A 24,218-nucleotide genomic window follows, 5' to 3' on the forward strand; every position below is an offset into this window, starting at 1 on the left:
AGTATAGGGCTTTTAAAATCAGTATGTTGCCCGCCGTTCGGACGTCATGTGCGAATGTCGGTACAAAAAATGCCGTTGACGGCCTGACATGGCCGTGACCGGGCTCTATATTCCGCCGCCATCGGCGGGGGATTCCTGCCTTAATGCCTGACTTGTATGGGGAAGCCATGCGATTCCTGACCGCACTCGTGCTTACTTGGACAACCGCCGCTGCCGGCGCACTCGCAACGCCCGGCCAGCCGACGGACGGCCATCTGGGCTTTCAGCCGGCCGTCACGCCGATCATGGAACGCGTGACCAGTTTCCATAACATCCTGCTCTGGATCATCATTCCGATCACGCTCTTCGTGATGGGCCTCTTGCTGTGGGTGATGATCCGCTACAACCGAAAAGCCAATCCGCAAGCCAGCAAGAACAGCCATAACACGCTGCTCGAAGTGGTCTGGACGGCGGTGCCGGTCATGATCCTGATCGTGATCTCGGTCTTCTCCTTCCCGCTCCTGTACTTCCAGGACGAGATTCCGGAAGCTGACTTCACCATCAAGGCGACGGGCTATCAGTGGTATTGGGGCTATGAGTATCCCGACCACGAAGTGCCGCAATACATCTCCACGATGGTTGCGGAAGAGGATTTGTCCGAAGGCCAGCTGCGCAACCTGTCGGTCGACTATCCGCTGGTCGTTCCGGTTGATGCCGTTGTTCGCCTGCAGGTGACTGCGGCCGACGTGATCCACAACTGGGCGATGCCGTCCTTCGGCACCAAGATGGATGCCATTCCGGGCCGTATCAACGAAGCCTGGTTCCAGGTTTCCGAAGAGGGCACCTATTACGGCCAGTGTTCCGAGCTGTGCGGCATCCGCCACGCTTTCATGCCGATCGAGGTTCACGTCGTGTCGCAGGACACGTTCGACGCCTGGGTCGAGGCCGGTCCGGGTTCGGACGAGGCCAATGCCGTGATTGCTGAATATTCCGCCGCGCGGGAAACGCGCCTGGCGCAACTCGACTAGGGATGGGCTGAACCATGTCTGCTGACGCCGCTACGCACGACGATCACACCCCGAGCATGTGGGACTGGCGCCGCTGGGTGCTGTCCACCAACCACAAGGACATCGGCACGATGTACCTGGTCTTCGCGATCTTCGCGGGGATCATCGGCGGTGCCCTGTCCGGCCTGATGCGCTGGGAACTCATGGAGCCGGGCCTTCAGGTCTTCAACAACGGCTTCTGGGGCAACGAGCACAATTACAACGTCGCCACGACGATGCACGGCCTGATCATGATCTTCTTCATGGTCATGCCGGCGATGATCGGCGGTTTCGGGAACTGGTTCGTGCCGCTGATGATCGGCGCGCCGGACATGGCCTTCCCGCGGATGAACAACATCTCGTTCTGGCTGCTGCCCTTTGCCTTCGCGCTGGCAGTCCTGTCGATGTTCGTTCCCGGTGCCGGTGGCGATCACGGCTTCGGCGGTGGCTGGGTGCTCTACCCGCCGCTCTCGACCTCGGGCCATAACGGCCCGGCGATGGACCTCCTGATCCTGTCCCTGCACATCGCGGGTGTCAGCTCGATCCTGGGTGCCATCAACTTCATCACCACCATTTTCAACATGCGCGCGCCGGGCATGACGATCCACAAGATGCCGCTCTTCGTGTGGTCTGTGCTGGTGACGGTCTTCCTGCTGCTGCTGTCGCTGCCGGTTCTGGCGGGTGCCCTGACCATGCTGCTGACCGACCGCAATTTCGGAACGACCTTCTTCGATCCGATGGGCGGTGGCGATCCGGTGATGTACCAGCACCTGTTCTGGTTCTTCGGTCACCCGGAAGTCTACATCCTGATCCTGCCGGGCTTCGGCATCATCTCGCACATCGTGTCGACCTTCTCGCGCAAGCCGATCTTCGGCTATCTCGGGATGGCCTACGCCATGGTGGCGATCGGCTTCATCGGCTTCATCGTGTGGGCGCACCACATGTACACAGTCGGCATGCCGGTTGATCTGAAGGCCTACTTCATTGCGGCCACGATGGTGATCGCGGTGCCCACGGGCATCAAGATCTTCTCCTGGATCGCGACGATGTGGGGCGGCTCGATCGAATTCCGCACGCCGATGATGTGGGCGATCGGTTTCATCTTCCTGTTCACCGTGGGTGGTGTGACGGGCGTCGTTCTGGCCAATGCCGGCGTCGACCAGTCCCTGCACGATACCTACTACGTCGTGGCGCACTTCCACTACGTGCTGTCGCTGGGTGCCGTCTTCGCGATCTTCGCAGGCTGGTACTACTGGTTCGAGAAGATCTTCGGTGTGAAGTACAACTCGATCCTGGCGCGTCTGCAGTTCGTCTTCTTCTTCATCGGCGCGAATGTGATCTTCTTCCCGCAGCACTTCCTGGGTCTGCAGGGCATGCCGCGCCGCTATGTCGACTATGCCGACGGGTTTGCCCTGTGGAACTACGTGTCCACGGTGGGCTACATGATCATGCTGGTGGGTATGGTGTTGTTCTTCCTGGTGCTCATCGATGCGATGGTGCGCCGCCGGAAGGCCGACGCCAATCCGTGGGGCGAAGGCGCCACGACGCTGGAATGGACCCTGTCCTCTCCGCCGCCCTTCCACCAGTTCAACGAGCTGCCGAAAATCAAGTAGGTGGCATGTTGGACACGCTTACCCAAACCGGCGTTACGCACGCAGAGGGCGGGGCTGTTTCGACAGCCTCGCCCCGCGACTTTTTCGACCTGATGAAGCCGCGAGTGATGACGTTGGTCGTCTTCACCGCCTTCTCCGGTCTGGTCGCGGCCCCGGTCGACATGGACCCGTTCCTGGCCTTCATGTCGATCCTGTGCGTGGCCATGGGCGCCGGCGCTGCCGGTGCGCTCAACATGGCCTATGACGCGGATATCGACGCCACGATGAAGCGCACCCGCAAGCGGCCCGTGCCGCGTGGCGCGGTGTCGGTGTCGAATGCCTACGGTTTCGGCGTGGTGGCGGCCGTGCTGTCGGTTCTGCTGATGGCGCTGTCGAGCAATTATCTCGCAGCAGGCCTGCTGGCCTTCTCCATATTCTTCTATTCGGTCATCTACACGATGATCCTGAAGCGCTCGACGCCGCAGAATATCGTGATCGGCGGGGCTGCCGGTGCCTTCCCGCCCATGATCGGCTGGGTTGCCGCGACGGGCGAGGTCTCGCTCGATGCTGTTATCCTGTTCATGATCATCTTCCTGTGGACGCCGCCGCACTCCTGGGCGCTGGCACTCTACAAGTCCGGCGACTATGCCGCGGCCGGTGTGCCGATGATGCCGGTGGCCAAGGGTCCCAAATCGACCCGGCTGCAGATCCTGCTCTATTCGATCGTCATGGTCGTGTTCGCCGGTGCGCCCGTTCTCACGGGGCTGGGCGGTCTGGTCTATGCCGCGACCTCGCTGGGCGGCGGCGCGCTGTTCATGCTGCTGGCCTGGCGCGTCTTCGCGTCGCGGGCCGGTGAGGCAGGCTCGGCCGAAGAGGGTGAGCTCTATGCCGTCCGCGCCGGCGACAAGGCTGCGCGTGACCTCTTCGCCTATTCGATTGGCTATTTGGCCGCGCTGTTCGCAGCGCTGATTGCCGAACACGGGCTGGGCGCCTATTTCGCTGTTCCGGGAGTGACGGGATGAGCGATCGCGACGACAATTTCGGTTTCCACCATCGTGAAGGCCAGGCCACGGGCGAGCATGTCCGTCTGACGCCGGAACAGGAAAAGGCCCGCAAGCGCCGCAATGTCTACATTGCCTGGGGGCTGGTTGCCTTCATGGTCGCGGTCTTCCTGATCACGGTTGTGCGTCTGAGCCAGAATATTGCGGGAGCAGCCGGATGAAGCGCCTGTGGCAGAACCCGAACACGCGCGTCGCGCTGATGGCCGGCACCACGGCGGTTGTGATGGTCGGCGCGGCCTTTGCCGCCGTTCCGCTCTACAACCTGTTTTGCAAGGTTACCGGTTATGGCGGCACCACAACGGTCGCCATGGGCGAGGCCGGTGCGATCCTCGATCGTGAAGTGACCGTGCTGTTCGACGCCAATATCAGCCGCGACCTGCCCTGGGAATTCCATCCCGTGCAGCGTTCGATGACGGTGCGGATCGGCGAGACGGCGCTGGCCTATTACACCGCCACCAACACGTCTGACCACCCGATCACCGGTGTGGCGACCTACAATGTCGCGCCCTTCAAGGCTGCGTCCTATTTCTCGAAGCTGGAATGTTTCTGCTTCACCGAACAGACCCTGGAACCGGGTGAAAGCGTCGAAATGCCGGTGCTGTTCTTTGTCGATCCGCTGCTCGACGAGGAAAGCCGACTGGACGACATCACGACACTCACCCTGTCCTATACGTTTTTTGAAACCGAGGGGGATGCGGCCTCGTCCGACGCCGCGCCTTAGCATTGAACCTTGACGCCCCGCCCTGTAATCAGGGCGCATCAAGGGGCTGATTTGAAATCGCAGGAGATTCGCGATGGCTGGGCATGCCGCAAAGCACGACTATCACCTGGTTGATCCGAGCCCGTGGCCGTTTGTGGGCTCGCTCGGTGCCTTCCTGCTGGCCGTGGGTGCGGTTGGCAATATGAAGGGCCTGGTCGGCGCGGATCACCCGCTGGCCTTCATGTATGGCGACGGTTCCTGGGGCGGCCTGCTGCTCGGCTTCGCCGTGGTCATCTACACGATGATCGGCTGGTGGGGCGATGTGATCAAGGAATCGCGCCGCGGTGACCATACGCCGGTCGTCGACCTGCATCTGCGCTACGGCATGATCATGTTCATCGCCTCCGAAGTGATGTTCTTCGTCGCGTGGTTCTGGATCTTCTTCGAATACGCCATCTTCCATGAAGTCCGTGCCGGCTGGGATGCCGCTACAATGGCCGCTGACTTCCAGGGCCTCGGCACTTGGCCGCCGGTCGGCGTCGAGACGTTCAACCCGTGGCATATCCCGTTGATGAACACGCTGATCCTGCTGCTCTCGGGCACCACGGTCACCTGGGCGCACCACGCCCTGCAGCATGGCGACCGCAAGGGCGCCACGCTGGGCCTGATCTTCACGGTCATTCTCGGTGTGTGCTTCACGTCGCTGCAGGTCGTCGAATACATGGAAGCGCACTTCGCCTTCTCGATCGCCGATGGCGGCAACCTCTACGGTTCGGCCTTCTTCATGGCGACGGGCTTCCACGGCGCACACGTGGTCATCGGGACGATCTTCCTGGCGGTCTGCCTGTTCCGCCTGCTGGCCGGCCACTTCACGCCGGAGAAACACTTCGGTCTCGAAGCCGCCGCCTGGTACTGGCACTTCGTTGACGTTGTCTGGCTCTTCCTGTTCGCCTTCGTCTACGTCGTCTTCGGCTAAGGTCCGTATAGCATGACCAAGCCCTCCCCGTTCCAGGCCGGCGTCTCAGGACACTGTCCGAAGTGCGGGGAGGGGGCCATGTTCGATGGCCTCCTGAAGATCGCGCCGCGCTGTGATGTGTGCGGCGCGGACTTCGACAAGGCTGATGTGGGCGACGGGGCATCCGTCTTTGTGATGTTCATTGTCGGCTTTCTTGCCGTCATTCTCTACCTGCTGGTCGAGGTCGCTTTCTCACCGCCCTGGTGGGTGCACCTCATCTTCCAGATCCCCTTCATCCCCGTCGTTTCGATTCTGCTGCTGCGGCCGATCAAGGGGTTGCTCTTCGCGCTGCAGTTCGAACACGACGCCCAGGAAGCCCGGCTCGACGACTAGACGGGCTGCCTTCCGAGCGCAGATTTCCAAGCCTCCCGGAGGGACCGGGCATCCCATGCCGCACTTCCGACCGCTGCCGCTACTCACCCTGTTCAGCCTGCCGGCGCTGGCTCTGCTGCTCACCTTGGGCACCTGGCAGATGCAGCGCATGTCCTGGAAGGCCGACCGGATCGATGCCTTCGAGGCGCGTGGCGAGGTGGTGAGCTTCCAGGCCGCGCTGTGCAACGGCTTCGAAGGCGACTTCGGGCCGAGTGTCACCGGCCCCGCGCCGCTGACGGGGGAAACCCTCAGGGTCTACACGCTGCGCGACGCGCCGGGCTGGGCCCGCGTCGGTCTGATGGCCGTGCCGGCCTGCCAGCCCGGAGAGCCGGACCGGCTGGTCTTCGTGGAAACCGGGTTTGAAACCCTGATCCGCGGCGATCGCACGCCGGTCTCGCAATGGCGTATCGAACCCCTTCCGGCGGCCGGCGTTTTCAGCGGACGCAACGATCCGGATACCAATCAGTGGTATCGTTTCGATGTTGACGCCATGGCCGCGGCACTCGGCGCCGATCCGGCGCGCATTGCCCCGGTGTGGGCACGGGCCGATCTCGGCCTGCCGCAAAGCCTCGCCCAGACGCCGCCTCCGCGGCATCTGGGATATGCGCTGACTTGGTACGGGCTGGCGCTTGCGCTGGTCGGTGTCTACGCAGCTTTCCACGTCGCGCGTGGCCGGCTGCGTCTTTGATGCGGCGCACGCCGGTCGAATGATGTAGAGAGAAGGCGGATAACAAGCCGCCCGGACGGGAGAATGGACTGGTGGCAGTTTGGCGCGAAACCCCGTGGGACGACCCGCTGATCGGTGAAGGTATCCGGCTGCGCATGCCGCAGCTGGAGGATTATGAAGCCTGGGCCCGCCTGCGCAGCGCCAGCCGCGCGCACACCGAGCCTTGGGAACCCGCCTGGACCCAGGACGAGCTGTCCAAGGGCGCTTTCCGCCGCCGTATCGAGCGCTATGACGCCGACCGCAATGCCGGAACCGGCTATCCCTTCTTTGTGATGCGTGCCCGCGACAATGTTCTGCTGGGCGCCTGCAACCTGAACAATGTCCGCCGCGGCGTCCTGCAGAGTGCGGATATCGGCTACTGGATCGGCAGCCCCTATGTGCGCCAGGGCCATACCCGGGCCGCCGTGCGCCGTGTTCTGGCCTTTGCCTTCGACGAGTTGCGCCTGCACCGGATCGAGGCCGCCTGTCAGCCGGCGAACACGGCGTCCCGCACGCTTCTCGAGGCTGTCGGCTTTACCCATGAAGGGCTCGCCCGCGCCTATCTGAATATCGCCGGGGAATGGCGCGACCATGAGCGCTACGCCATCCTCTCGACCGATCCGCGGTCATGACGGGAACCGACTTCGAGGCCGGTGCACGAGCGGCCGGTGCGGTCGCCTTCGCTTGCGATACGGCTGCTGGCCGGGTGCATTTTACTGGCGACTTCGCCCGCTTTGGCCTCGATGCGGCGGAGCTGGACTGGACCGGCTTTCTCGATCGCCTCGGTCCCGCCGACCAGTCGCGCCTGACCGCTGCGCTGGAACGTGAGCACATCGATATCCGTCTGCGGCTGATCGGCGACAAGGGGCGGCTCGCCTATGTGCGCCTGCTGGGCCGCAGCAATGGCGAGGGGCGGGTTGAGGGGCTAATGACACCGGCCGGCAGCACTGCTGACGGTGCCGGTCGGATCAGCGAGGAACATGCGCTCGCCAACGGTGTCGAGAACGGGGAAGTGCTGGCCTGGTACCAGCCGGTGATCGATCTTTCGACGGGCCGGCTGGCGGGCTTCGAGGCGCTGGCGCGCTGGGACCGTCCCGGGCTGGGCGTGCTGGCCCCGGATGATTTTCTCGACATGGCCCAGGATCTCGACCTGCTCGAGCGCATTTCCGATCAGGTGCGCAGCAGTGCTGTCGCAGACCTGTCGTCCTGGCGCACCGCTCATGTGACATCCGGCACCCTTTTCGTCGCCGCCAATGCAACAGTTTCCGAACTCGTCGACCCGGTTTTCTGCGACCGCCTGATTGCGACGGTGAAGGAGGCGAAGCTGCCCGACGGGGCCTTCAAGCTGGAAATCGCGGAAACCGAGATCATGCGCGATCCGGAACAGGCTGCGGGCGCGATGAAGCGTTTGTCCGAGGCGGGGATTGCCCTCGCGCTGGACGATTTCGGCACCGGCTATTCCTCGCTCGCGCGGCTCGATATGCTGCCCTTCGATGTCGTCAAGATCGACCGCTACTTCATCCGCGCCATGACCGCCGACGAAAGCGCGGGAACGGTCGTGAAATCGGTGATCCAGCTGGCGACGCATTTCGGCATGAAAGTCGTGGCCGAGGGCGTCGAGAGCACCGAGGCGGCGGATCGCCTGCGCGAGATGGGCTGCCAGTTCGTGCAGGGCTATCGCTATGCCGGTGCCCTGTCTCCGGATGCGGCGGCGGAAGCCGTTGCTGATGGTATCGCCGGACGGTTTGCAGCGCCGGGTATCTAGCCCAGGGCGCGCAGTGCGAAGATTGCCGTCATTATGGCGCCGGTCGCGATGATCGCTCCGCGCACCACCCTGTCAGGCAGGGCCCGCGCCAGCGGCGCGCCGAGATAGCCGCCGGCGGTTGCTGCGGCCATCATCGCCAGCGCCGGTGTCCAGGCGACCAGGCCGGCCAGTGCAAAGGCGGTAACCGAGATCGCCGAGACGATCAGCGAGACGGCGGTCTTCAGCCCGTTCATCGTGTGCAGCCTGGTCATGCCCTGCAGCGCAAACAGCGCCAGCAGCATGATGCCCAGCCCGCCATTGAAATAGCCGCCATAGACACAGACGAGAAACAGCCCGGCCGTATTCGCGAGCGGGCCGGTTGTATTCGTTCCTGCGAGGCGGGTCCGCAGGCTTTCGCCGAAGGCAAAGGCCAGGGTGGCGACCAGCATCAGGGCCGGGACGATGCGCGTGAAGGCCGTGTCGGGTGTGACCAGCAGGAGGCCTGCTCCGGCGAGCCCCCCGGCCAGCGCCGTGCCGGCCTGATGCAGCAATTGCGCGCTGGGCAGGGTGCCGAGTTCGCGGCGATAGCCCGCCATGCCACCGGCATAGCCCGGCAGTACGGCGACTGCGCTGGTTGCATTGGCGGCCACGGGCGGCATGCCGGTGAGCACCAGTGCGGGGAAGGTGAGGAAGGTGCCGCCGCCGGCCAGCGTGTTCAGCACACCTGCGGCGAAGGCAGCGGCGATAAGGATCAGGAGATCGGGCACGGCGCCGGCGGCCTAACGTTCGCGCAGCCGCTTGATCGTGCCGGAGAAGTTCAGGCAGGGTTTGCCCTCGGCCGTGACCACCCCGCGCACGAAGATCAGCGAGCCGCCGGCCCGCAGCACTTCGCCGCGCGCTTCCATATAGTCACCTTCGCGGGCGCCGCCGAGGAATTCGGAGGTGAAGGCAACGGTCACACCATAGCCCGACGGCCCCATTTCCTCGTGCGCGATGCCGAACAGGGCGAAGTCGGCGAAGCTCATCAAACAACCGCCATGAATGATCCCCATGCCGTTCAGCTGCTTCTTCTGGACGCGGAAGGCACAGACCGCCTCGCCATCGACATGGCGATAGAAGAAGGGGCCGGCAGCCTGTTCGAAAGGATCGGTCGGCCAATAGTGCCAGCCGGCGAATTCGCCGCTTTCAACGGTGTGCGCATTCATGTTCGGTCTTTTCGTTGCGGGGAGGTCTAGTGGCTCAGGCGTGGCCGGATATCATCGAGAGGTGTTCGGGCGTTACGCCGATCAGGTCAAGAGCGGCCTCCCATTTCCCGGCATCCTCGGTGTCGAAGATCAGGCCCTCGTCCGGATCGGTGACCAGCCAGGCATTGGCGGCCAGTTCGTTCTCCAGCTGGCCGGCGCCCCAGCCGGCATAGCCCAGCGCCATCAGGCTGCGCCGCGGCGGATGGTCGGACGCGATGGCTTCAAGCACGTCGCGCGTGGCGGTCAGCAGGATGCCGTCGCAGACGGGCAGGGTGGACTCCTCGGCGTGGAAGTCGGTCGAGTGCAGGACAAACCCGCGATCCCGGTCGACCGGACCGCCCAGCAGGACCGGCCGGTCGGGCGCGCCCTTGCCGCCCGCGATGTCGAGCTGCTGGAACAGTTCCGGCATGCGCAGGCCCTCGACGGGCTTGTTGATGACAATCCCCATCGCGTGATCGGCGGCATGATCGCACATCAGGATCACGGCGCGGTCGAAGCGCGGATCGCCGATGCTCGGCGTGGCGACGAGAAGCTTGCCGTTGAGGAAACTCTCGTCCACATCTGTGTCGGTCGCACGGTCCATGGTTGCCATGTTCGCCGCAAAGAGGGGATGCGTCCAGCCAGGTTCCCGCTATCTTGCCGTGCGTGTTTGCATGAATACTAACTCACAGGAGAACTGACATGACCCTTTCGGTCGGAGATCGCCTTCCCGAAGCCAGCTTCATGACGATGACGGCGGACGGACCGACGAAGCTGTCGACGGACGATGTGTTCGCGGGCAAGACCGTGGCGCTGTTCGCAGTGCCGGGCGCCTTCACGCCGACCTGCTCGGCCAAGCACCTGCCGGGCTTCGTCGAAAAAGCGTCCGAGATCAAGGCGAAGGGCGTCGATACGATCGCCTGCGTGTCGGTGAACGACGTGTTCGTCATGGACGCCTGGGGCAAGTCCCAGAATGCCGGCGAAGACGTAGTGATGCTGGCCGACGGCAATGGCGAGTTTGCCAAGGCTGCCGGCCTGGAAATGGACGGATCCGGCTTCGGCATGGGCACGCGCTCGCAGCGCTTCTCCATGATCGTGAAGGACGGCGTCGTGTCCGAACTGAACGTCGAGGCACCCGGCGAGTTCAAGGTGTCATCCGCTGACCATATTCTCGGTCAGCTCTAGGGATCTGCCCTGGACCGGCGCGGGCGGCATGGCGCCGCCCGGCCGCCGGCAAGACAAACAAGAAAGGGGTTCCGCATGGATTTCGGTCTGATCGGTATTGGCGTTTTCTTCCTTCTGGCGCTGTTCATCATCGCTTCGGTGATCAAGACGGTGCCGCAGGGGCGGGAATTCACGGTTGAGCGCTTTGGACGGTTCACGCGGACCCTGAAGCCGGGCCTCCACTTCCTTGTGCCCTTCATCGATTCCATCGGCTACAAGATGAATATGCGCGAGCGCGTGCTGGACGTGCCCAACCAGGATGTGATCACCCGCGATAATGCGACGGTGTCCGTCGATGCGGTCGTCTTCATCCAGGTGCTCGACGCGCCGCGCGCGGCCTATGAGGTCGACAATCTGGAATTCGCCATCATCAATCTGGCCCTGACCAATGTGCGGACCGTGATCGGCGCCATGGATCTGGACGAGACCCTGTCCAAGCGCGACGAGATCAATGCGCGCCTGCTGGGCGTGATCGATGCCGCCACCAATCCCTGGGGCGTGAAGGTCACCCGGATCGAGATCCGCGACCTGTCCCCGCCGGTCGACATCACCGAGGCCATGGCGCGCCAGATGAAGGCGGAACGCCTGAAGCGTGCCGAGATCCTCGAGGCGGAAGGCGCCAAGCAATCGGCCATCCTGCGCGCCGAGGGCGAGAAGGAAGCGGCCATCCGCGAGGCCGAGGGCCGCAAGGAAAGTGCCTTCCTGGACGCCGAGGCCCGCGAGCGTGAAGCCGAAGCCGAAGCCAAGGCGACCCAGCTCGTCTCGGACGCCATCGCCAAGGGCGATGTGTCCGCCATCAATTACTTCCTGGGCCAGAAATACGTCGAGGCCTTCGGCAAGCTGGCGACCAGCGAACAGCAGCGCACCGTCATCATCCCGGCCGAGTTCTCCAACATCATCGGTACGATCACCGGTGTGGGCGAGCTGGGCAAGGCGGCGCACGACGCCATCAGCGAAGCGACCCGCAAGGGTCAGGGCTGAGCAGACAGGCGATAGGAGGTTTTGCCGATGGATATCCTCTTTTCAGTCTTCGACCGCATGAATATGTGGGCCTGGTGGGCGATTGCCGGCGTCATCCTGATCGCCGAACTGCTCACCGGCACCACCTACCTTCTGTGGCCGGCGGCCGCGGCTTTCCTGACCGGTTTTGTCGCGATGGAAGCCTTCGGTATCAGCTGGCCGATCCAGCTGGGTGTGTTCATCGTGCTGACCCTGCCGCTCCTCTGGGCCGGCGACCGCTGGGTCCGTCCGGCGCTGAAGTCGGGATCGGACAGCGGTCTCAACGACCGGTCCGGCCGCATGGTCGGACAGCGGGTGACCGTGGTCGGCGCGTTCTCTGCCGGCCAGGGCCGCGTGCGCTATGGCGATACGGAATGGTCCGCCCAGACGGCGGACGGATCCGATCCGGAGACCGGCGCGCACTGGTTCGTGACCGAGGTTCGCGGCGTCATCCTGACAATTGCACCGGCCGCCACTGCGACCGACGCACAGGCCACTGCATAAAGTTCCGGGTTGGATCAAAATTTAGGAATTCCGGAAGCGAGGTAGCAAGACACAGGCCTTAAACGTTCGCTCGCAAACGCACCTAACCTCGCTGAGTGAACAAACACCATGAACAAGAACATCCTCTCCGCCTGCCTGTGCCTTTCCATGATCGCCGCCCCGGTCGCGCTGACTGGCGCCGCCGCCGCTGCTGACGCGCCGGAGCGCGAAGCCATTGAGCGTGTTGCCCCGGAATATCCGCGTGGCGCAGAACGCCGCGGTATCGAAGGCTCGGTGCGCGTGACCTATTCGGTCGCTCCGACCGGTGAAGTGGTCAATGCCGAGATCGCCGAAGCCACGCCGGCGGGCGTGTTCGATCGTGCGGCCCTTTCGGCCATCGAAGCCTGGCGCTTTGCGCCGGCCGCGGCCCAGACCGACGGTCATTCCTACGAGCTGGAATTCCGTCTGAGCAACTAGTCTCCGTCTTCGGGGGACGGCAAAGCCGGCCGGGGGCCGCGGCATCACTGCCGCGGCCCTTTGTCTTTGCGGTTCGAAGTATTTGTTGCGACGCAGCGAATATTCGTATTCAAACGCAAGTGCACAACGTCCGTTTTTAAATCCATCGTAACGCGCAGATCCTAGACTCGTGGAAAATCGGGCGCGCAATGACAGGCCGCCCGCTTGTCCGGGGGTAGGATTGGCTGATCGTCACAGCACACCAGCACTCGAAAACGCCGATATCGCGACGGCCAATGAAGTCCTCGCCGCGATCGCGCGTGTGCAGAGTGTATTCATTTCCGGCGAGGGCGCCGAGCGCGAAGCGTTCGACGATCTGCTGGAGACGGTGCTGCGCCTGACCAAGAGCGCGTACGGCTTTATCGGTGAAGTGCTGCAGGACGCCGGCCGGCCCTATCTCAAGACCTGGGCGATCACCGATATCTCCTGGAATGCCCAGACCCGCGAGCTCTACGAGACGAATGCGGCAAACGGTCTGGAATTCCGCAATCTCGACACCCTGTTCGGCTATAGCCTGAAGACCGGCGACCGGGTCATCGCCAACACGCCGGTGGAACATGCTGCAGCAGGCGGATTGCCGCCCGGGCATCCGCCGCTCAACGCCTATGCCGGCATTCCGCTTCACTCGCACGGCGAGTTCGTTGCCCTTCTGGGTCTGGCCAACCGGCCGGATGGATATACGGATGCGGCGTTGAAGGATATTTCACCGCTGCTGCAGACCATCGGCGACATCATCTATGCACGCCGCACCTCCCGCGATCGGGACAATGTTCTGCAGCGGCTGGCTGAGTCCGAGCGCCGCTTCAGCCTGGCCATCGCCGGCATGACGGCCGGCATCTGGGAAGTCGATCTCGTCAACGATGAGCTGTTCACCTCGAACCGCCTGCTTGAGATTATCGGTCGCCCGCCCAGTGCCGAGGACCGTGGCACCTATGCCCGGGACGGTCTGGAGTTGTTGCTGTCACGGATTCATCCGGATGACCGGAGACGGGTCCACAAGGCCTTGCAAAACGCCTGGACGACCTGCGAACCGCTGGAGATCGCTTACCGTTTCCGGCACGCTGACGGACACTATCTGCATCTGCATGTGCGCGGACAGGCCGAGCAGGACATGTCCGGATGCGCGATCCGCATGGCCGGTTCGGCCGAGGACATCACCGAAAAGATGCGCCTTGTCGAGGTCGAGGAGCGCACGCGCGCCCGGCTCGCCGCCGTCACCGAGCTGAGCGGGATCGGCAGCTGGGAAGTCGATCTTGTGACCGGTGCAGTGGAATGGGACGCAACCACCCGCCGGATACTCGAAGTGCCGCCGCATCGCGAGATCACGCGCGAGGATCTCATGTCCTTCATCGCGGAAGATGCACGCGCGGACGTCCGCACGACGGTTGACGGATTTATCGGCGATCTGGGCAGCTGGGACATGGAGGTGCCGATGGTCACGGCTGGCGGCCGCCGCATCTGGGTGCAGGTGGTCGGCAAGCCGGTGATTGCCGATGGACGTGCGATCAAGCTGATCGGGTCCTATCGCGACGTGACGGAACGGCGCTCACGCGAGGCCGAGATGGCGACCCTGTCGAGCCGTTTGTCCATGGCACTGGAGGCGTCGGCCGTCGGCGTCTGGGAGTTCGGCATCGACAAGCCGCATTTCTGGTGGGATGAGGCCTGCAACCGCATCTTCGGGCGGGAGGGATTCGACGAGGAAATGACCTTCCAGAAGTGGCGCGAATGTGTGCATCCGGATGATTTCCACCTGGTCATGGCCGTTGTCGACGAGGCGATCGAAAGCGGCGGGCCGGCCATCTTCGAGTACCGCGTTGTCCTGCCGGACGACAGCGTCCGTCATGTCCGCGTGAGCGCGTCCATTATCCGCCGCTATGATGGAAGCCGGGTCATCTCGGGTACCAATTTCGACATCACCGACGATGTGAACACGGCCCGCGAACTGGACCGTCGGCGGAAGGAGGCCGAACAGGCCAATGCGGCCAAGTCGCAGTTCCTCGCCAATATGAGCCACGAGATCCGAACGCCGCTGAACGGCGTTCTGGGCATGGCGCAATTGCTCAAGATGACCCACCTAGACGGGGTGCAGGCGGGCTATGTCGAGACCCTGCAATCCTCCGGCAGGGCCCTGCTCAGCCTGATCGAGGACGTGCTGGACATCTCCAAGATCGAATCCGGTATGGCGGAAACGGCCTTCGAGCCGTTCGACCTGCACGACATGGTGGCCGATGCGCTGCGTGTGGTCGAACCGATGGCGCGCGAGAAAGGCCTGGCGGTCGCTTGCGACATGGCGTCCGATGTGCCGGCCATTGTGGGCGGCGATGAGGCGCGGCTGCGCCAGGTGCTGATCAATATTGCCGGCAATGCCGTCAAGTTCACCGAGACCGGACACGTCGATGTCAGGATACACCGGGCCGAAGGCGACCGGATCCGGTTCGAAGTCGAGGACAGCGGTCCGGGTATTCCGCAAGACCGGCTGGAACATGTCTTCGACCGGTTTGCACAGGTCGATGCATCCGTAACGCGCAAGCATGGCGGCACCGGTCTGGGCCTGACCATCTGCCGGGAAATCGTCCGGCAGGCCGGCGGCGAGATCGGCGTCGACAGCCGCCTGGGCGAGGGCGCCTGTTTCTGGTTCGAGATGCCGCTGCCGCAAGTGGCCGCTGTCGAGGACAAGGACGTACGCAGGGAGCGGCCGGCGCTGCCGGTGGCGCCGGGCCGGATTCTCGTGGTGGACGATGTCGAGACCAATCGCGTCGTCGCCGCCGCCCTGGTGCGCTCGCTGGGTCACGAGGTCGATACCGCCGCTGACGGGCTGGAGGCGATCGAAGCCCTGGCGAACACGCCCTACGACGCCGTGCTGATGGATATCCAGATGCCCGTCATGTCCGGCGAGGACACGATCATCCAGATCCGCGGTTCGAGGGAGCGCTGGGCTGACCTGCCGATTTTCGCCGTCACCGCCGATGCAACGGCCGGCGCGCGCGAGCGCTATCTCGATATCGGCGCGACGGACTATCTGTCCAAACCGCTCGATCTGGAAAGCGTGCGCCGTGTGCTGGATGCGGCCCTGTCTGCAAAGCCGGAGTCTGCAGAGCGGGACAGCCATGAGACCGGCGGCCGGGTGGCGGCCGGCTAGCGCGCTTCGGCGAGCCCCTCGCGGGCGAGCTCGTCGGCTCGCTCATTCTCCGCATGTCCGGCGTGACCTTTGATCCATTGCCAGTCGATGTCGTGCTTCTGCGTCAGTGTGTCGAGGCGTTGCCAGAGGTCGACATTCTTCACCGGCTTCTTGTCGGCGGTCTTCCAGCCGCGTTTCTTCCAGCCATGGATCCACTTGGTGATGCCATCGCGCAGATAGACGCTGTCGGTGACCAGTTTCACCGTCTGTCCGGGACGTTTGAGCGCTTCGAGCGCCTGGATCGCCGCCATCATCTCCATGCGGTTATTGGTCGTGTCGCGCTCACCGCCCTTGAGTTCCTTGCGGTGGTTGTTCCACTCCAGGATCGCGCCCCAGCCGCCGGGCCCCGGATTGCCGGAGCAGGCGCCGTCGGTATGGATCACGATCAGGGTCATTCGGGATATTTTTCCGCCATGTCGGCCAGGCCGGCCCGGATCAGCTCCTCGAGCACGTCCAGATCGACATCGGCCAGCTTGTTGATGTTGAGGCAGGACTTGCCGGTCTTGTGCTTGCCCAGGCGGGCAAGGATGGCACTGTGATCGGAATAGCCGGGCATGATGTAGACGGCCATGTTCGCCTTGCGCGGCGAGAAGCCGGTGCGCATGAAATCGCCCTCCCGGCCGCTGTCATAGCGATAGTGATACTGCCCGAAGCCGACGATTGCCGGTCCCCACATCTTCGGTTCATGTCCCGTGATGCGGGTCATCATCGCCAGCAGGGTCTCCGCATCGGCGCGGCGGACCGGGTGCTCGATCGAGGCGATGAAATCTGCGGGTGAAACGCCGGTCGGCTGTGTCTTGTTCTCGCTCATCGCCGGCGTCCTCAGGCCACCGCACGCGGCAGTTTGAAGACGACGTCTTCCTTGGTCACGCTGACATGCTCGACTGTCACGTCATAGCGCTCGCGGAATGCCTGGATGAGGCCCTGTACAAGGTCCTCGGGCGCCGAAGCGCCGGCCGTAATGCCGACACTGGCAATCTCGCCCAGAGCGTCCCAGTCGACATCGGCCGCACAGGAAACCAGTTCGGCCCGCGGTGCGCCGGCACGTTTGGCGACCTCGACGAGGCGAACGGAGTTGGACGAGTTGGGCGCACCGATCACGAAGACGATGTCCGACCGCGAGGCGACCGCCTTCACGGCGTTCTGGCGGTTGGTGGTGGCGTAGCAGATGTCTTCCTTGTGCGGCGCCTTCATCTGCGGGAAGCGCGCCTGCAGCACCTCGACGATCGCCGAGGTGTCGTCCACCGACAGCGTCGTCTGGGTGACGAAGGCGAGTTTTGCGGCATCGCGCGGTGTGAAGGTCTGCGCGTCCTCGACGGTTTCCACCAGGGTGATGGCGCCGTCCGGCAATTGTCCCATCGTACCGACGACTTCGGGGTGGCCGGCATGGCCGATCAGCACGATCTCGTCGCCATTGGTGAAGTGGCGCTGAGCTTCGACATGCACCTTGGAGACCAGCGGGCAGGTGGCGTCGACATAGATCATTTCGCGCCGCTGCGCTTCCGCCGGCACGCGCTTGGGCACGCCATGGGCGGAAAACACCACCGGCCGGTCGTCCGGGCACTGGTCCAGCTCTTCCACAAAGACGGCGCCCATGGCTTCCAGCCGTTCGACCACGTGCCGGTTGTGGACAATCTCGTGGCGTACATAGACCGGCGCGCCGAAGCGATCGAGGGCGCGTTCGACGATCTGGATCGCCCGGTCCACACCGGCGCAGAAACCGCGCGGAGCGGTCAAGAGAAGGGTGAGTGGCGGTCGGGGCGCGCTCATCGGCTCGCAATCTCCTTCAGCGATGCCGTTGCGGAAGCCGCATGTGCATCGTATGACCGTCCTAACAAAGTGCCCGGCCGCTATCCAGTGGCGGGGTCTGTTTCCAGGACAGGTAGTGCACAATGTATTTCACTCGGGCGTTCTCCAGTCATGTGCGGTCCATCGCCGCCCTCGCTGTCACAGCAGGCCTGCTGAGCGGCTGCCAGTCGGTGTCCGATGCCCTCTCGTCGCCGGAGCCGAATGCCGGACCGTGCCCGTCGGCCCTGTCGCTGTACGAAGCGCAGCGCCTGGTCGAGCTTGAAGGCGGCGAAGTGGCCTATGAGAATGTCGGCTTTACCGGCGAGATTCTCGCCGTGCGCTCGCTGTGCAGCTATTACGGCGAACGTCCGATCCTGGCGAATCTCGAGATCGACATGGGCTTCGGCCGCGGTCCCGCAGCCCGCGGTGATGCGCGCACCTATGAGTATTTCGTCGCCATCACCCGCCGCGATCTCGACGTGATCCACAAGGAAGTCTTCCCGATCCGCGTCGAATTCGACGCCGGTGAGGATCGGGTCTACCTGACCGAGGAGATCGACGCGATCTCCATCCCGCGGGCGGACGAGGGCACGTCGGGCGTGAACTTCGAGATCATCGTCGGCTTCGAGCTGACCCCGGAACAGATCGCCTTCAACCGCTCCGGTCAGCGTTTCCGCGTGGCAGCCGGCCAGGACTAGAAACATGCCTTCTATTGCCGAACAGCTCAGCGGTGTGCTGGGCGACGCGTTTGCTTCCCTCGAGCTTCCGCGGGAGCTGGGCCGTGTCACTCCGTCCAGGCAGAATCCGGAACGCTTTCCCTTCCAGTGCAATGGCGCCATGCCGGCGGCCAAGCAGGCGGGCAAGCCGCCGCGCGAGATCGCCCAGGCCGTTCTGGACCGGATCGCCGGTGATGCGCTGGTCGAGAAAGCCGAGATCGCCGGACCGGGCTTCATCAACCTCCTGCCGGCCGCCGCGGCGATCAATGCCCGCGCTGCCGAGATCGCGTCGGATGACCGCGCCGGTGCGCCGCAAGTTTCCGAACCGCGCAAGGTGATGATCGATTTCGGCGGCCCGAACGTGGCCAAGCCGATGCATGTCGGTCATCTGCGCTCCTCGGTGCTGGGTGACAGCCTGCAGCGCCTGTTCCGCTTCCGCGGCGATACGGTGATTTCCGACATCCATCTTGGCGACTGGGGCCTGCAGATGGGCCACCTGATTACCGAGCTGGAAGAAGAACAGCCCGATCTTCCCTATTTTGACGCCGCGATCACGGACGGCTACCCGTCCGAACCGCCGGTCGATATCGAGGATCTGGCGCGTCTCTATCCGCAGGCCTCGAAGAAGGCCAAGGAAGACGCCGACCGGCTGGCAAAGTCGCGCCGTGCAACGGCCGAGCTGCAGGCGGGCCGGGCCGGCTATCGCGCCCTGCTGCGCCACTTCATCGACGTTTCCGTTGCGGCGCTGAAGAAGGATTTCGGCGATCTGGGTGTCCATTTCGACCTGTGGAAGGGCGAAAGCGACGTCAATGATCTGATCGACGGGCTGGTGGCTGACTTCAAGGCACGCGGCGTGGCCGAGGAAAGCGAAGGCGCCTGGGTCGTCCGGGTCGCCCGTGACGGCGACAAGAAGGAGCTGGCGCCGCTGATCCTGGTGACGTCGGAAGGCTCCTCGCTCTACGGCACGACCGATCTGGCCACCATTCTGGACCGCAAGCAGTCGGTCGGCCCCGACCTGACGCTCTACGTCGTCGATCTGGCGCAGTCGGACCATTTCGAACAGGTCTTCCGCGCCGCAGACAAGGCCGGCCTGGCGCCGGAAGGGTCGCTGGAACACGTCAAGTTCGGCACGGTCAACGGCACCGATGGCAAGCGCTTGCGCACGCGCGATGGCGGGACCTTCCGCCTGGCCGATCTGATCGCCAGCGCTATCGAACGCGCGGATGAGCGCCTCAAGGAAGCCGGTCTCGCCGCCGATGTCGGCGCGGAAGAACATGACCGCGTGGCACGCATGGTGGGCCTGGCGGCGATCAAGTTCGCCGACCTGCAGAACTATCGCACGACGAACTACGTCTTCGACCTGGATCGTTTCACCAGTTTCGAGGGCAAGACCGGTCCTTACCTGCTCTATGCCGCGGTGCGGGTGAAATCGCTGATGCGCCGGGCGGCCGAGGCGGGCGTCGAGCCGGGGCCGATTTCGGCCGAGGCGGCCGAGGAGCGCGATCTCGTTCTGGCGCTGGACGCCTTCGGCGCGGCGCTGGAACAGGCGTGCGAGAACCGGGCGCCCAATGCGATCTGCGACCACGCCTTCACGCTGGCCCAGGCCTTCTCGAAATTCTACTCGGCCTGCCCGATCCTGTCGGCCGAAACGGAAGCGGTGAAGCGTTCGCGGCTCGCTCTGGCCGAAGCCACGCTGAAACAGCTGGAGCTGTGCCTCGGCCTGCTCGGTCTGGAAGCGCCGGACCGGATGTAGCGCTCTCCCCCGAACGGGGGAGGTTGCCCGCACGGCAATCGGCTAGGGTGGCGAAAACCGGGAGTTTTCACATGATCCTGACTGGCCTTGCTGCGCTTCTCGTCACCTCCGAACCTGTGACCTTCTCCGAAGATCCGGCCGATCACTCCGCCTGGATGCAGCATGCCTGCCGCATCCAGCAGGTCGACCGCAGCGGCGGTGTGCCCGAGGACCACGACGCGTTCTGTTCCTGTCTCGATGCCTATCTGCAGGAGAACGCCACACCCCAGGTCTATCGTCTTTTTGCACTCGGCTCGCAGGGCGCCATCCAGGACCGCTCCATGCTGCCGGACTGGGAAGCGGCCCGCGATATATCCGCGGCCGAGGCGGGGGCGCTTCCCGCGGAGGAGCAGGCTGGCTTGATGGGATTGCTGCAGGGCGGTCTGGGCGCCTGTTTCTCGCCGTGGGAATCGGTGGATTAACGGCGCTGCGACATTGACTCCGGGGCGCGGAATCATAGAGTCCGCTGCAATCGCGAGGCGGGCGCAGTGTGCGCCTTGCGGGACCAAACTCCCCGCGGGAGAGACCGGCAAATAACGCCGGCGCCGAAGGCGCAACCGCCCCGGAAACGCTCAGGCCGAAGGACCGCGGGAGAGATAAACGCTGGAAAGTGGATGGGGCTCGCCTTCATCCCACCGACGGAGCAAGCGACTTCCGCCGTGATCGGACGGCATGAGGAAGGTCGCGGAATCTCTCAGGTTATCGGGACAGCGGGGGCGAAGGCTTGCAGGCACACGGGCTTGCAGGATCGCCCCCATGCAAGGACCCGATCGATGACCGGCACGCTTTTCAAGACACCCCTTCACGCGCTCCATGTCGAGCTGGGCGGCAAGATGGTGCCGTTCGCCGGCTATGACATGCCCGTCCAGTATCCGCTGGGGATCATGGGCGAGCACAAGCATACGCGCGAAAAGGCCGGCCTGTTCGACGTCTCCCATATGGGCCAGGCGCGCTACATCGGCGACGAGGCCGCGCTGGAAGCATTGCTGACGGCCGACCTGTCGGCAATCAGCGCCGGCGAACAGAAATATACCCTGCTGCTGAACGAGACCGGCGGGATCCGCGACGATCTGATGGTGTCGCGCCCGGACGGGGAGGGGATTTTCCTCGTCGTGAACGCGGCCACCAAGGACAATGATTTCGCGCTCATCGAAAACGCGACGAAGGGCAAGGGCAGGCTGACCCGCATCGAGGACCGCGCGCTTCTCGCGCTGCAGGGCCCGGCGGCGAAGGATGTGATGGAACGCCTGTGCCCGGACGCCTGCAAGATGGTATTCATGCAGTGCGGTGTCTTCACGCTGGACGGCGCGCACGTGCTGATCTCCCGGTCCGGCTATACCGGCGAGGACGGGTTCGAGATTTCCCTTCCCGAAGACGATGCCGAGCGGATCGCCCGCCTGCTGCTCGACCAGCCGGAAGTCGAGGCGATCGGTCTGGGCGCGCGCGACTCGCTGCGTCTGGAAGCCGGCCTGTGCCTCTATGGCCACGACATGGACGAGACCCGCACACCGGTCGAAGCCTCGCTGATCTGGGCGCTGTCGAAGACGCGGCGTGAGCGCGGCGATTTTCCCGGCGCTGACGTGATCGCGGCGCAGATCGATGCGAAGACCTGCCAGAAGCGGATCGGCCTCACCCTCTCCGGCGCACCGGCGCGCGAGGGTGCCGAGATCGCGTCCAAGGACGGCAAGGTGATCGGCATCGTCACTTCTGGCGGTTTCGGCCCGACCGTGAACGGTCCGGTCGCGATGGGCTATATCGATCGCGACTTCATGCAGCCCGGCACCGAGGTCGACATCCTCGTGCGCGGCAAGCCGCGGGCTGCGAAAGTGGTGAAAATGCCGTTCGTGACGGCGAATTTCTATCGGGGCTGATGCTGCGGACCGGGCAACCGGACGGGCAGGCGCCAGGCGTTATTCAGGCTTTTATTCTGGGGCAGGAGACAATCATGACCACCCGCTATACCGAAGACCATGAGTGGATTTCCCTTAACGGCGACATCGCCACGATCGGCATCACGGCCTATGCGGCCGGCCAGCTGGGCGATGTCGTTTTCGTGGAACTGCCGGATGTCGGCAAATCCCTGAAGAAGGGCGACGAGTTCGCCGTCGTCGAATCCGTCAAGGCGGCCTCCGAGGTCTATGCTCCGGTGGATGGCGAGATCGTCGAAATCAATGACGCGCTGGAGAACGAGCCGGCGAAGGTCAATGAAGACCCGGCCGGTGACGGCTGGTTCGTGAAGATCAAGGTGTCCGACACGTCCCAGCTCGACGGGCTGATGGACGAGGCGGCCTACCAGGACCACACGGCCTAGGAGGCCTTGATGGCGCAGACACCCAGGCAGAGAATTCTGGCCATTGTGAGCATGCTCGCGCTTGCGGCGTTGCTTGGCAAGAACGGGCTCGAGCCGGATGCAAGCCGGTGGACCACCTTCTTCGCGGGCATGATGTTTGGAGGTGCGCTGGTGCACGCCGGGCTGGCCGTCGCGGCGATCTTCTCCTCTGATCGCGGCGGGGAGATCGCGTCGGCGTTGTTGCGCCTGGAACAGAAGGTACTGCCCTTTGTTCTGGGCGGCATCGCTGCGGGCACGGTGCTGCTGCTCGGGTTCTGGTCGCTTCGGGCCGGCTGGACGGGCTGGCTGTTGTTCGGCGCCATTCTGATCCTCGTCTGTACGACTGTTTTTGGACTGGGCGGCCACCGGCCCCTGATCAACTGGTTCCACGCTGTTCGCAGGAAAACCTGATGCGTTACCTCCCCCATACCGACACTGATCGCAAGGCGATGCTTGAGGCCATCGGCGTCGCCTCCATCGACGATCTGTTCCAGGACGTGCCCGAAGCGGCGCGGCTGGACGGGCTGATCGACCTGCCCACCAAGCAGGGCGAACTGCAGGTCGAACGGGCGCTCAGCGCCATGGCGTCGAAGAATATCTCCGCGGGCCAGGCGCCTTTCTTCGTGGGGGCCGGCGCCTACAAGCACCACATTCCGGCGACCGTGGATCACCTGATCCAGCGCTCCGAATTCCTGACGGCCTATACGCCGTACCAGCCGGAAATCTCCCAGGGCACGCTGCAGACCCTGTTCGAATTCCAGACCCAGGTCGCGCTCCTGACCGGCATGGATGTGGCCAATGCCTCCATGTATGACGGCTCCACGGCCTGCGCCGAGGCCGTGATGATGGCCGCCCGCGTGACCCGCCGGAACAAGGCCGTGATGGCCGGCGGCGTGCACCCGCACTATGTCGAAGCGTCCAAGACGCTGGCGAAATACTCCGACGTGAAGATCTCGGTCACCGATCCGGACGTGACCGACCTGTCCGCCGTGATGGCAGCCATCGACGACGAGACCGCCTGTGTTGTCGTCCAGACGCCGGACGTGTTCGGCCGCCTGCACGACCTGCGGACCCTGTCCGAAGCCGCCCACGAAAAGGGTGCGCTGGTGATTGCCGCCTTCACCGAATGCGTCTCGCTGGGCCTTGTGGAAAGCCCCGGCGCGATGGGTGCGGATATCGCTGTGGGCGAGGGCCAGTCGATCGGGGTCGGCCTGAATTTCGGCGGACCCTATGTCGGCCTCTTCGCCTGCAAGGACGATCGCCGCTTCATCCGCCAGATGCCCGGCCGCCTGGCCGGCGAGACCGTCGATGCCGATGGCCGCCGCGGCTATGTGCTGACCCTCTCGACGCGCGAGCAGCATATCCGCCGCGACAAGGCGACCTCGAACATCTGCACCAATTCCGGGCTGTGCTCGCTGGCCTGGACGATCCACATGACCCTGCTGGGCGAGCGCGGCATCACCCGCCTGGCCCGACTCAATCACGAGATGGCCTGCGCCCTGGCCGACCGCCTCTCGGCGATCGAGGGTGTGGAACTGGTCACCGACACTTTCTTCAACGAATTCACCCTGCGTCTGCCCAGGCCGGCAGCGCAGGTGGTCGACGATCTGGCCAGGATCGGCGTGCTCGGCGGCGTTCCTGCCAGCCGGCTCTATCCCGGCAAGTTCGAGGACCTGCTGATCGTGGCGGCCACTGAAACCAATACGGATGGCGATCTCGTCGCCTTCGAAAAAGCGCTGCGCGGAGTACTGTAAG

The 24,218-nt window shown here is 64.2% G+C and carries 28 protein-coding genes and 2 riboswitches; of the genes, 22 read left to right on the plus strand and 6 right to left on the minus strand.

The window, feature by feature from the left end; all coding sequences use genetic code 11:
- Positions 1-167: 167 nt before the first annotated feature.
- The 10 genes from coxB to ABJO18_RS08450 all read left to right on the plus strand — a co-directional run bounded on the left by coxB (position 168) and on the right by ABJO18_RS08450 (position 8,236).
- On the plus strand, positions 168-1,007 hold the full coding sequence (gene coxB / locus ABJO18_RS08405; protein WP_348507314.1) for a cytochrome c oxidase subunit II: 840 nt from the start codon (positions 168-170) through the stop codon (positions 1,005-1,007).
- A 14-nt stretch (positions 1,008-1,021) separates the two neighbouring features.
- Positions 1,022-2,638, plus strand: a complete 1,617-nt coding sequence (gene ctaD, locus ABJO18_RS08410; RefSeq protein ID WP_348515832.1) for a cytochrome c oxidase subunit I — start codon at positions 1,022-1,024, stop codon at positions 2,636-2,638.
- Between the two features lie 5 nt (positions 2,639-2,643).
- Positions 2,644-3,639: a heme o synthase gene (locus tag ABJO18_RS08415; RefSeq protein ID WP_348508677.1), complete on the plus strand. Its 996-nt coding sequence runs from the start codon at positions 2,644-2,646 to the stop codon at positions 3,637-3,639.
- Positions 3,636-3,839: a protoheme IX farnesyltransferase gene (locus tag ABJO18_RS08420; RefSeq protein WP_271187345.1), complete on the plus strand. Its 204-nt coding sequence runs from the start codon at positions 3,636-3,638 to the stop codon at positions 3,837-3,839. The genes ABJO18_RS08415 and ABJO18_RS08420 overlap by 4 nt, the downstream gene beginning before the upstream one ends.
- Positions 3,836-4,399, plus strand: coding sequence for a cytochrome c oxidase assembly protein (locus tag ABJO18_RS08425; RefSeq protein ID WP_348508678.1), 564 nt, complete (start codon positions 3,836-3,838; stop codon positions 4,397-4,399). The genes ABJO18_RS08420 and ABJO18_RS08425 overlap by 4 nt, the downstream gene beginning before the upstream one ends.
- Positions 4,400-4,472: 73 nt before the next feature.
- The gene (locus ABJO18_RS08430) at positions 4,473-5,354 is read left to right on the plus strand and encodes a cytochrome c oxidase subunit 3 (protein ID WP_348508679.1); all 882 of its coding nucleotides are present in this window, start codon (positions 4,473-4,475) and stop codon (positions 5,352-5,354) included.
- 78 nt (positions 5,355-5,432) lie between these two features.
- The gene (locus ABJO18_RS08435) at positions 5,433-5,726 is read left to right on the plus strand and encodes a DUF983 domain-containing protein (RefSeq protein WP_271187342.1); all 294 of its coding nucleotides are present in this window, start codon (positions 5,433-5,435) and stop codon (positions 5,724-5,726) included.
- 55 nt (positions 5,727-5,781) lie between these two features.
- Positions 5,782-6,453 carry an SURF1 family protein gene (locus ABJO18_RS08440; RefSeq protein ID WP_348508680.1) on the plus strand — a complete coding sequence of 224 codons (672 nt, stop codon included), beginning with the start codon at positions 5,782-5,784 and terminating at the stop codon, positions 6,451-6,453.
- 71 nt (positions 6,454-6,524) lie between these two features.
- Positions 6,525-7,103 carry a GNAT family protein gene (locus tag ABJO18_RS08445; RefSeq protein WP_271187340.1) on the plus strand — a complete coding sequence of 193 codons (579 nt, stop codon included), beginning with the start codon at positions 6,525-6,527 and terminating at the stop codon, positions 7,101-7,103.
- The gene (locus ABJO18_RS08450) at positions 7,100-8,236 is read left to right on the plus strand and encodes an EAL domain-containing protein (protein WP_348508681.1); all 1,137 of its coding nucleotides are present in this window, start codon (positions 7,100-7,102) and stop codon (positions 8,234-8,236) included. The genes ABJO18_RS08445 and ABJO18_RS08450 overlap by 4 nt, the downstream gene beginning before the upstream one ends.
- Here the strand turns inward: ABJO18_RS08450 and ABJO18_RS08455 are convergent.
- The 3 genes from ABJO18_RS08455 to ABJO18_RS08465 are packed head-to-tail and all read right to left on the minus strand — an operon-like array spanning position 8,233 to position 10,042.
- On the minus strand, positions 8,233-8,982 hold the full coding sequence (locus ABJO18_RS08455) for a sulfite exporter TauE/SafE family protein (protein ID WP_348508682.1): 750 nt from the start codon (positions 8,980-8,982) through the stop codon (positions 8,233-8,235). The genes ABJO18_RS08450 and ABJO18_RS08455 overlap by 4 nt on opposite strands.
- 12 nt (positions 8,983-8,994) lie before the next feature.
- Positions 8,995-9,420 carry a PaaI family thioesterase gene (locus ABJO18_RS08460; RefSeq protein WP_348508683.1) on the minus strand — a complete coding sequence of 142 codons (426 nt, stop codon included), beginning with the start codon at positions 9,418-9,420 and terminating at the stop codon, positions 8,995-8,997.
- Between the two features lie 34 nt (positions 9,421-9,454).
- Complete coding sequence (locus ABJO18_RS08465) at positions 9,455-10,042, minus strand: YqgE/AlgH family protein (RefSeq protein WP_271187336.1); 588 nt, start codon at positions 10,040-10,042, stop codon at positions 9,455-9,457.
- Positions 10,043-10,140: 98 nt separating this feature from the next.
- Here ABJO18_RS08465 and ABJO18_RS08470 point away from each other — a divergent pair, with 98 nt between their 5' ends.
- The 5 genes from ABJO18_RS08470 (at position 10,141) to ABJO18_RS08490 (ending at position 15,799) form a co-directional block, all read left to right on the plus strand.
- Positions 10,141-10,623: a peroxiredoxin gene (locus tag ABJO18_RS08470; RefSeq protein ID WP_348515833.1), complete on the plus strand. Its 483-nt coding sequence runs from the start codon at positions 10,141-10,143 to the stop codon at positions 10,621-10,623.
- A gap of 75 nt (positions 10,624-10,698) precedes the next feature.
- Positions 10,699-11,643 carry an SPFH domain-containing protein gene (locus ABJO18_RS08475; RefSeq protein WP_291885174.1) on the plus strand — a complete coding sequence of 315 codons (945 nt, stop codon included), beginning with the start codon at positions 10,699-10,701 and terminating at the stop codon, positions 11,641-11,643.
- Positions 11,644-11,670: 27 nt separating this feature from the next.
- Positions 11,671-12,165 carry an NfeD family protein gene (locus tag ABJO18_RS08480; protein ID WP_348508162.1) on the plus strand — a complete coding sequence of 165 codons (495 nt, stop codon included), beginning with the start codon at positions 11,671-11,673 and terminating at the stop codon, positions 12,163-12,165.
- Positions 12,166-12,273: 108 nt separating this feature from the next.
- Positions 12,274-12,621 (plus strand): energy transducer TonB, encoded by a 348-nt coding sequence (locus tag ABJO18_RS08485; protein ID WP_348508161.1) that lies wholly within the window; start codon positions 12,274-12,276, stop codon positions 12,619-12,621.
- A gap of 220 nt (positions 12,622-12,841) precedes the next feature.
- Complete coding sequence (locus ABJO18_RS08490) at positions 12,842-15,799, plus strand: PAS domain-containing protein (protein ID WP_348508160.1); 2,958 nt, start codon at positions 12,842-12,844, stop codon at positions 15,797-15,799.
- Here ABJO18_RS08490 and rnhA read toward each other — a convergent pair.
- The 3 genes from rnhA to ispH are packed head-to-tail and all read right to left on the minus strand — an operon-like array spanning position 15,796 to position 17,608.
- Positions 15,796-16,233, minus strand: coding sequence for a ribonuclease HI (gene rnhA, locus ABJO18_RS08495; RefSeq protein WP_348508159.1), 438 nt, complete (start codon positions 16,231-16,233; stop codon positions 15,796-15,798). The two genes, ABJO18_RS08490 and rnhA, sit on opposite strands and share 4 nt — an antisense overlap.
- Positions 16,230-16,649, minus strand: a complete 420-nt coding sequence (locus ABJO18_RS08500) for a DUF1801 domain-containing protein (RefSeq protein ID WP_348508158.1) — start codon at positions 16,647-16,649, stop codon at positions 16,230-16,232. Before ABJO18_RS08500 ends, rnhA begins: the two co-directional genes overlap by 4 nt.
- Before the next feature lie 11 nt (positions 16,650-16,660).
- Positions 16,661-17,608, minus strand: coding sequence for a 4-hydroxy-3-methylbut-2-enyl diphosphate reductase (gene ispH / locus ABJO18_RS08505; protein WP_348508157.1), 948 nt, complete (start codon positions 17,606-17,608; stop codon positions 16,661-16,663).
- Between the two features lie 122 nt (positions 17,609-17,730).
- On the opposite strand from ispH, the gene ABJO18_RS08510 reads away from it, so the two are divergent.
- The 7 genes from ABJO18_RS08510 (at position 17,731) to gcvPA (ending at position 24,217) form a co-directional block, all read left to right on the plus strand.
- Positions 17,731-18,324, plus strand: coding sequence for a hypothetical protein (locus ABJO18_RS08510; RefSeq protein ID WP_348508156.1), 594 nt, complete (start codon positions 17,731-17,733; stop codon positions 18,322-18,324).
- Between the two features lie 4 nt (positions 18,325-18,328).
- Complete coding sequence (gene argS / locus ABJO18_RS08515; RefSeq protein WP_348508155.1) at positions 18,329-20,095, plus strand: arginine--tRNA ligase; 1,767 nt, start codon at positions 18,329-18,331, stop codon at positions 20,093-20,095.
- Between the two features lie 71 nt (positions 20,096-20,166).
- Positions 20,167-20,556 carry a hypothetical protein gene (locus tag ABJO18_RS08520; protein WP_348508154.1) on the plus strand — a complete coding sequence of 130 codons (390 nt, stop codon included), beginning with the start codon at positions 20,167-20,169 and terminating at the stop codon, positions 20,554-20,556.
- 85 nt (positions 20,557-20,641) lie between these two features.
- Positions 20,642-20,732: riboswitch (glycine riboswitch) on the plus strand.
- Positions 20,733-20,735: 3 nt separating this feature from the next.
- Positions 20,736-20,847: riboswitch (glycine riboswitch) on the plus strand.
- Positions 20,848-20,907: 60 nt separating this feature from the next.
- The gene (gcvT, locus tag ABJO18_RS08525) at positions 20,908-22,005 is read left to right on the plus strand and encodes a glycine cleavage system aminomethyltransferase GcvT (RefSeq protein ID WP_348508153.1); all 1,098 of its coding nucleotides are present in this window, start codon (positions 20,908-20,910) and stop codon (positions 22,003-22,005) included.
- A gap of 74 nt (positions 22,006-22,079) precedes the next feature.
- A complete protein-coding gene (gcvH, locus tag ABJO18_RS08530; protein ID WP_271187323.1) occupies positions 22,080-22,445 on the plus strand; it encodes a glycine cleavage system protein GcvH in 366 nt (121 codons plus the stop codon).
- Between the two features lie 9 nt (positions 22,446-22,454).
- Entirely contained in the window at positions 22,455-22,874 is a 420-nt protein-coding gene (locus ABJO18_RS08535) for a hypothetical protein (protein WP_348508692.1), read from the plus strand.
- Positions 22,874-24,217 (plus strand): aminomethyl-transferring glycine dehydrogenase subunit GcvPA, encoded by a 1,344-nt coding sequence (gcvPA, locus tag ABJO18_RS08540; protein WP_348508693.1) that lies wholly within the window; start codon positions 22,874-22,876, stop codon positions 24,215-24,217. The genes ABJO18_RS08535 and gcvPA overlap by 1 nt, the downstream gene beginning before the upstream one ends.
- The last annotated feature ends 1 nt before the right edge of the window (position 24,218 follow it).

The organism is Maricaulis sp. (assembly GCF_039978735.1).
Taxonomy (GTDB): domain Bacteria; phylum Pseudomonadota; class Alphaproteobacteria; order Caulobacterales; family Maricaulaceae; genus Maricaulis.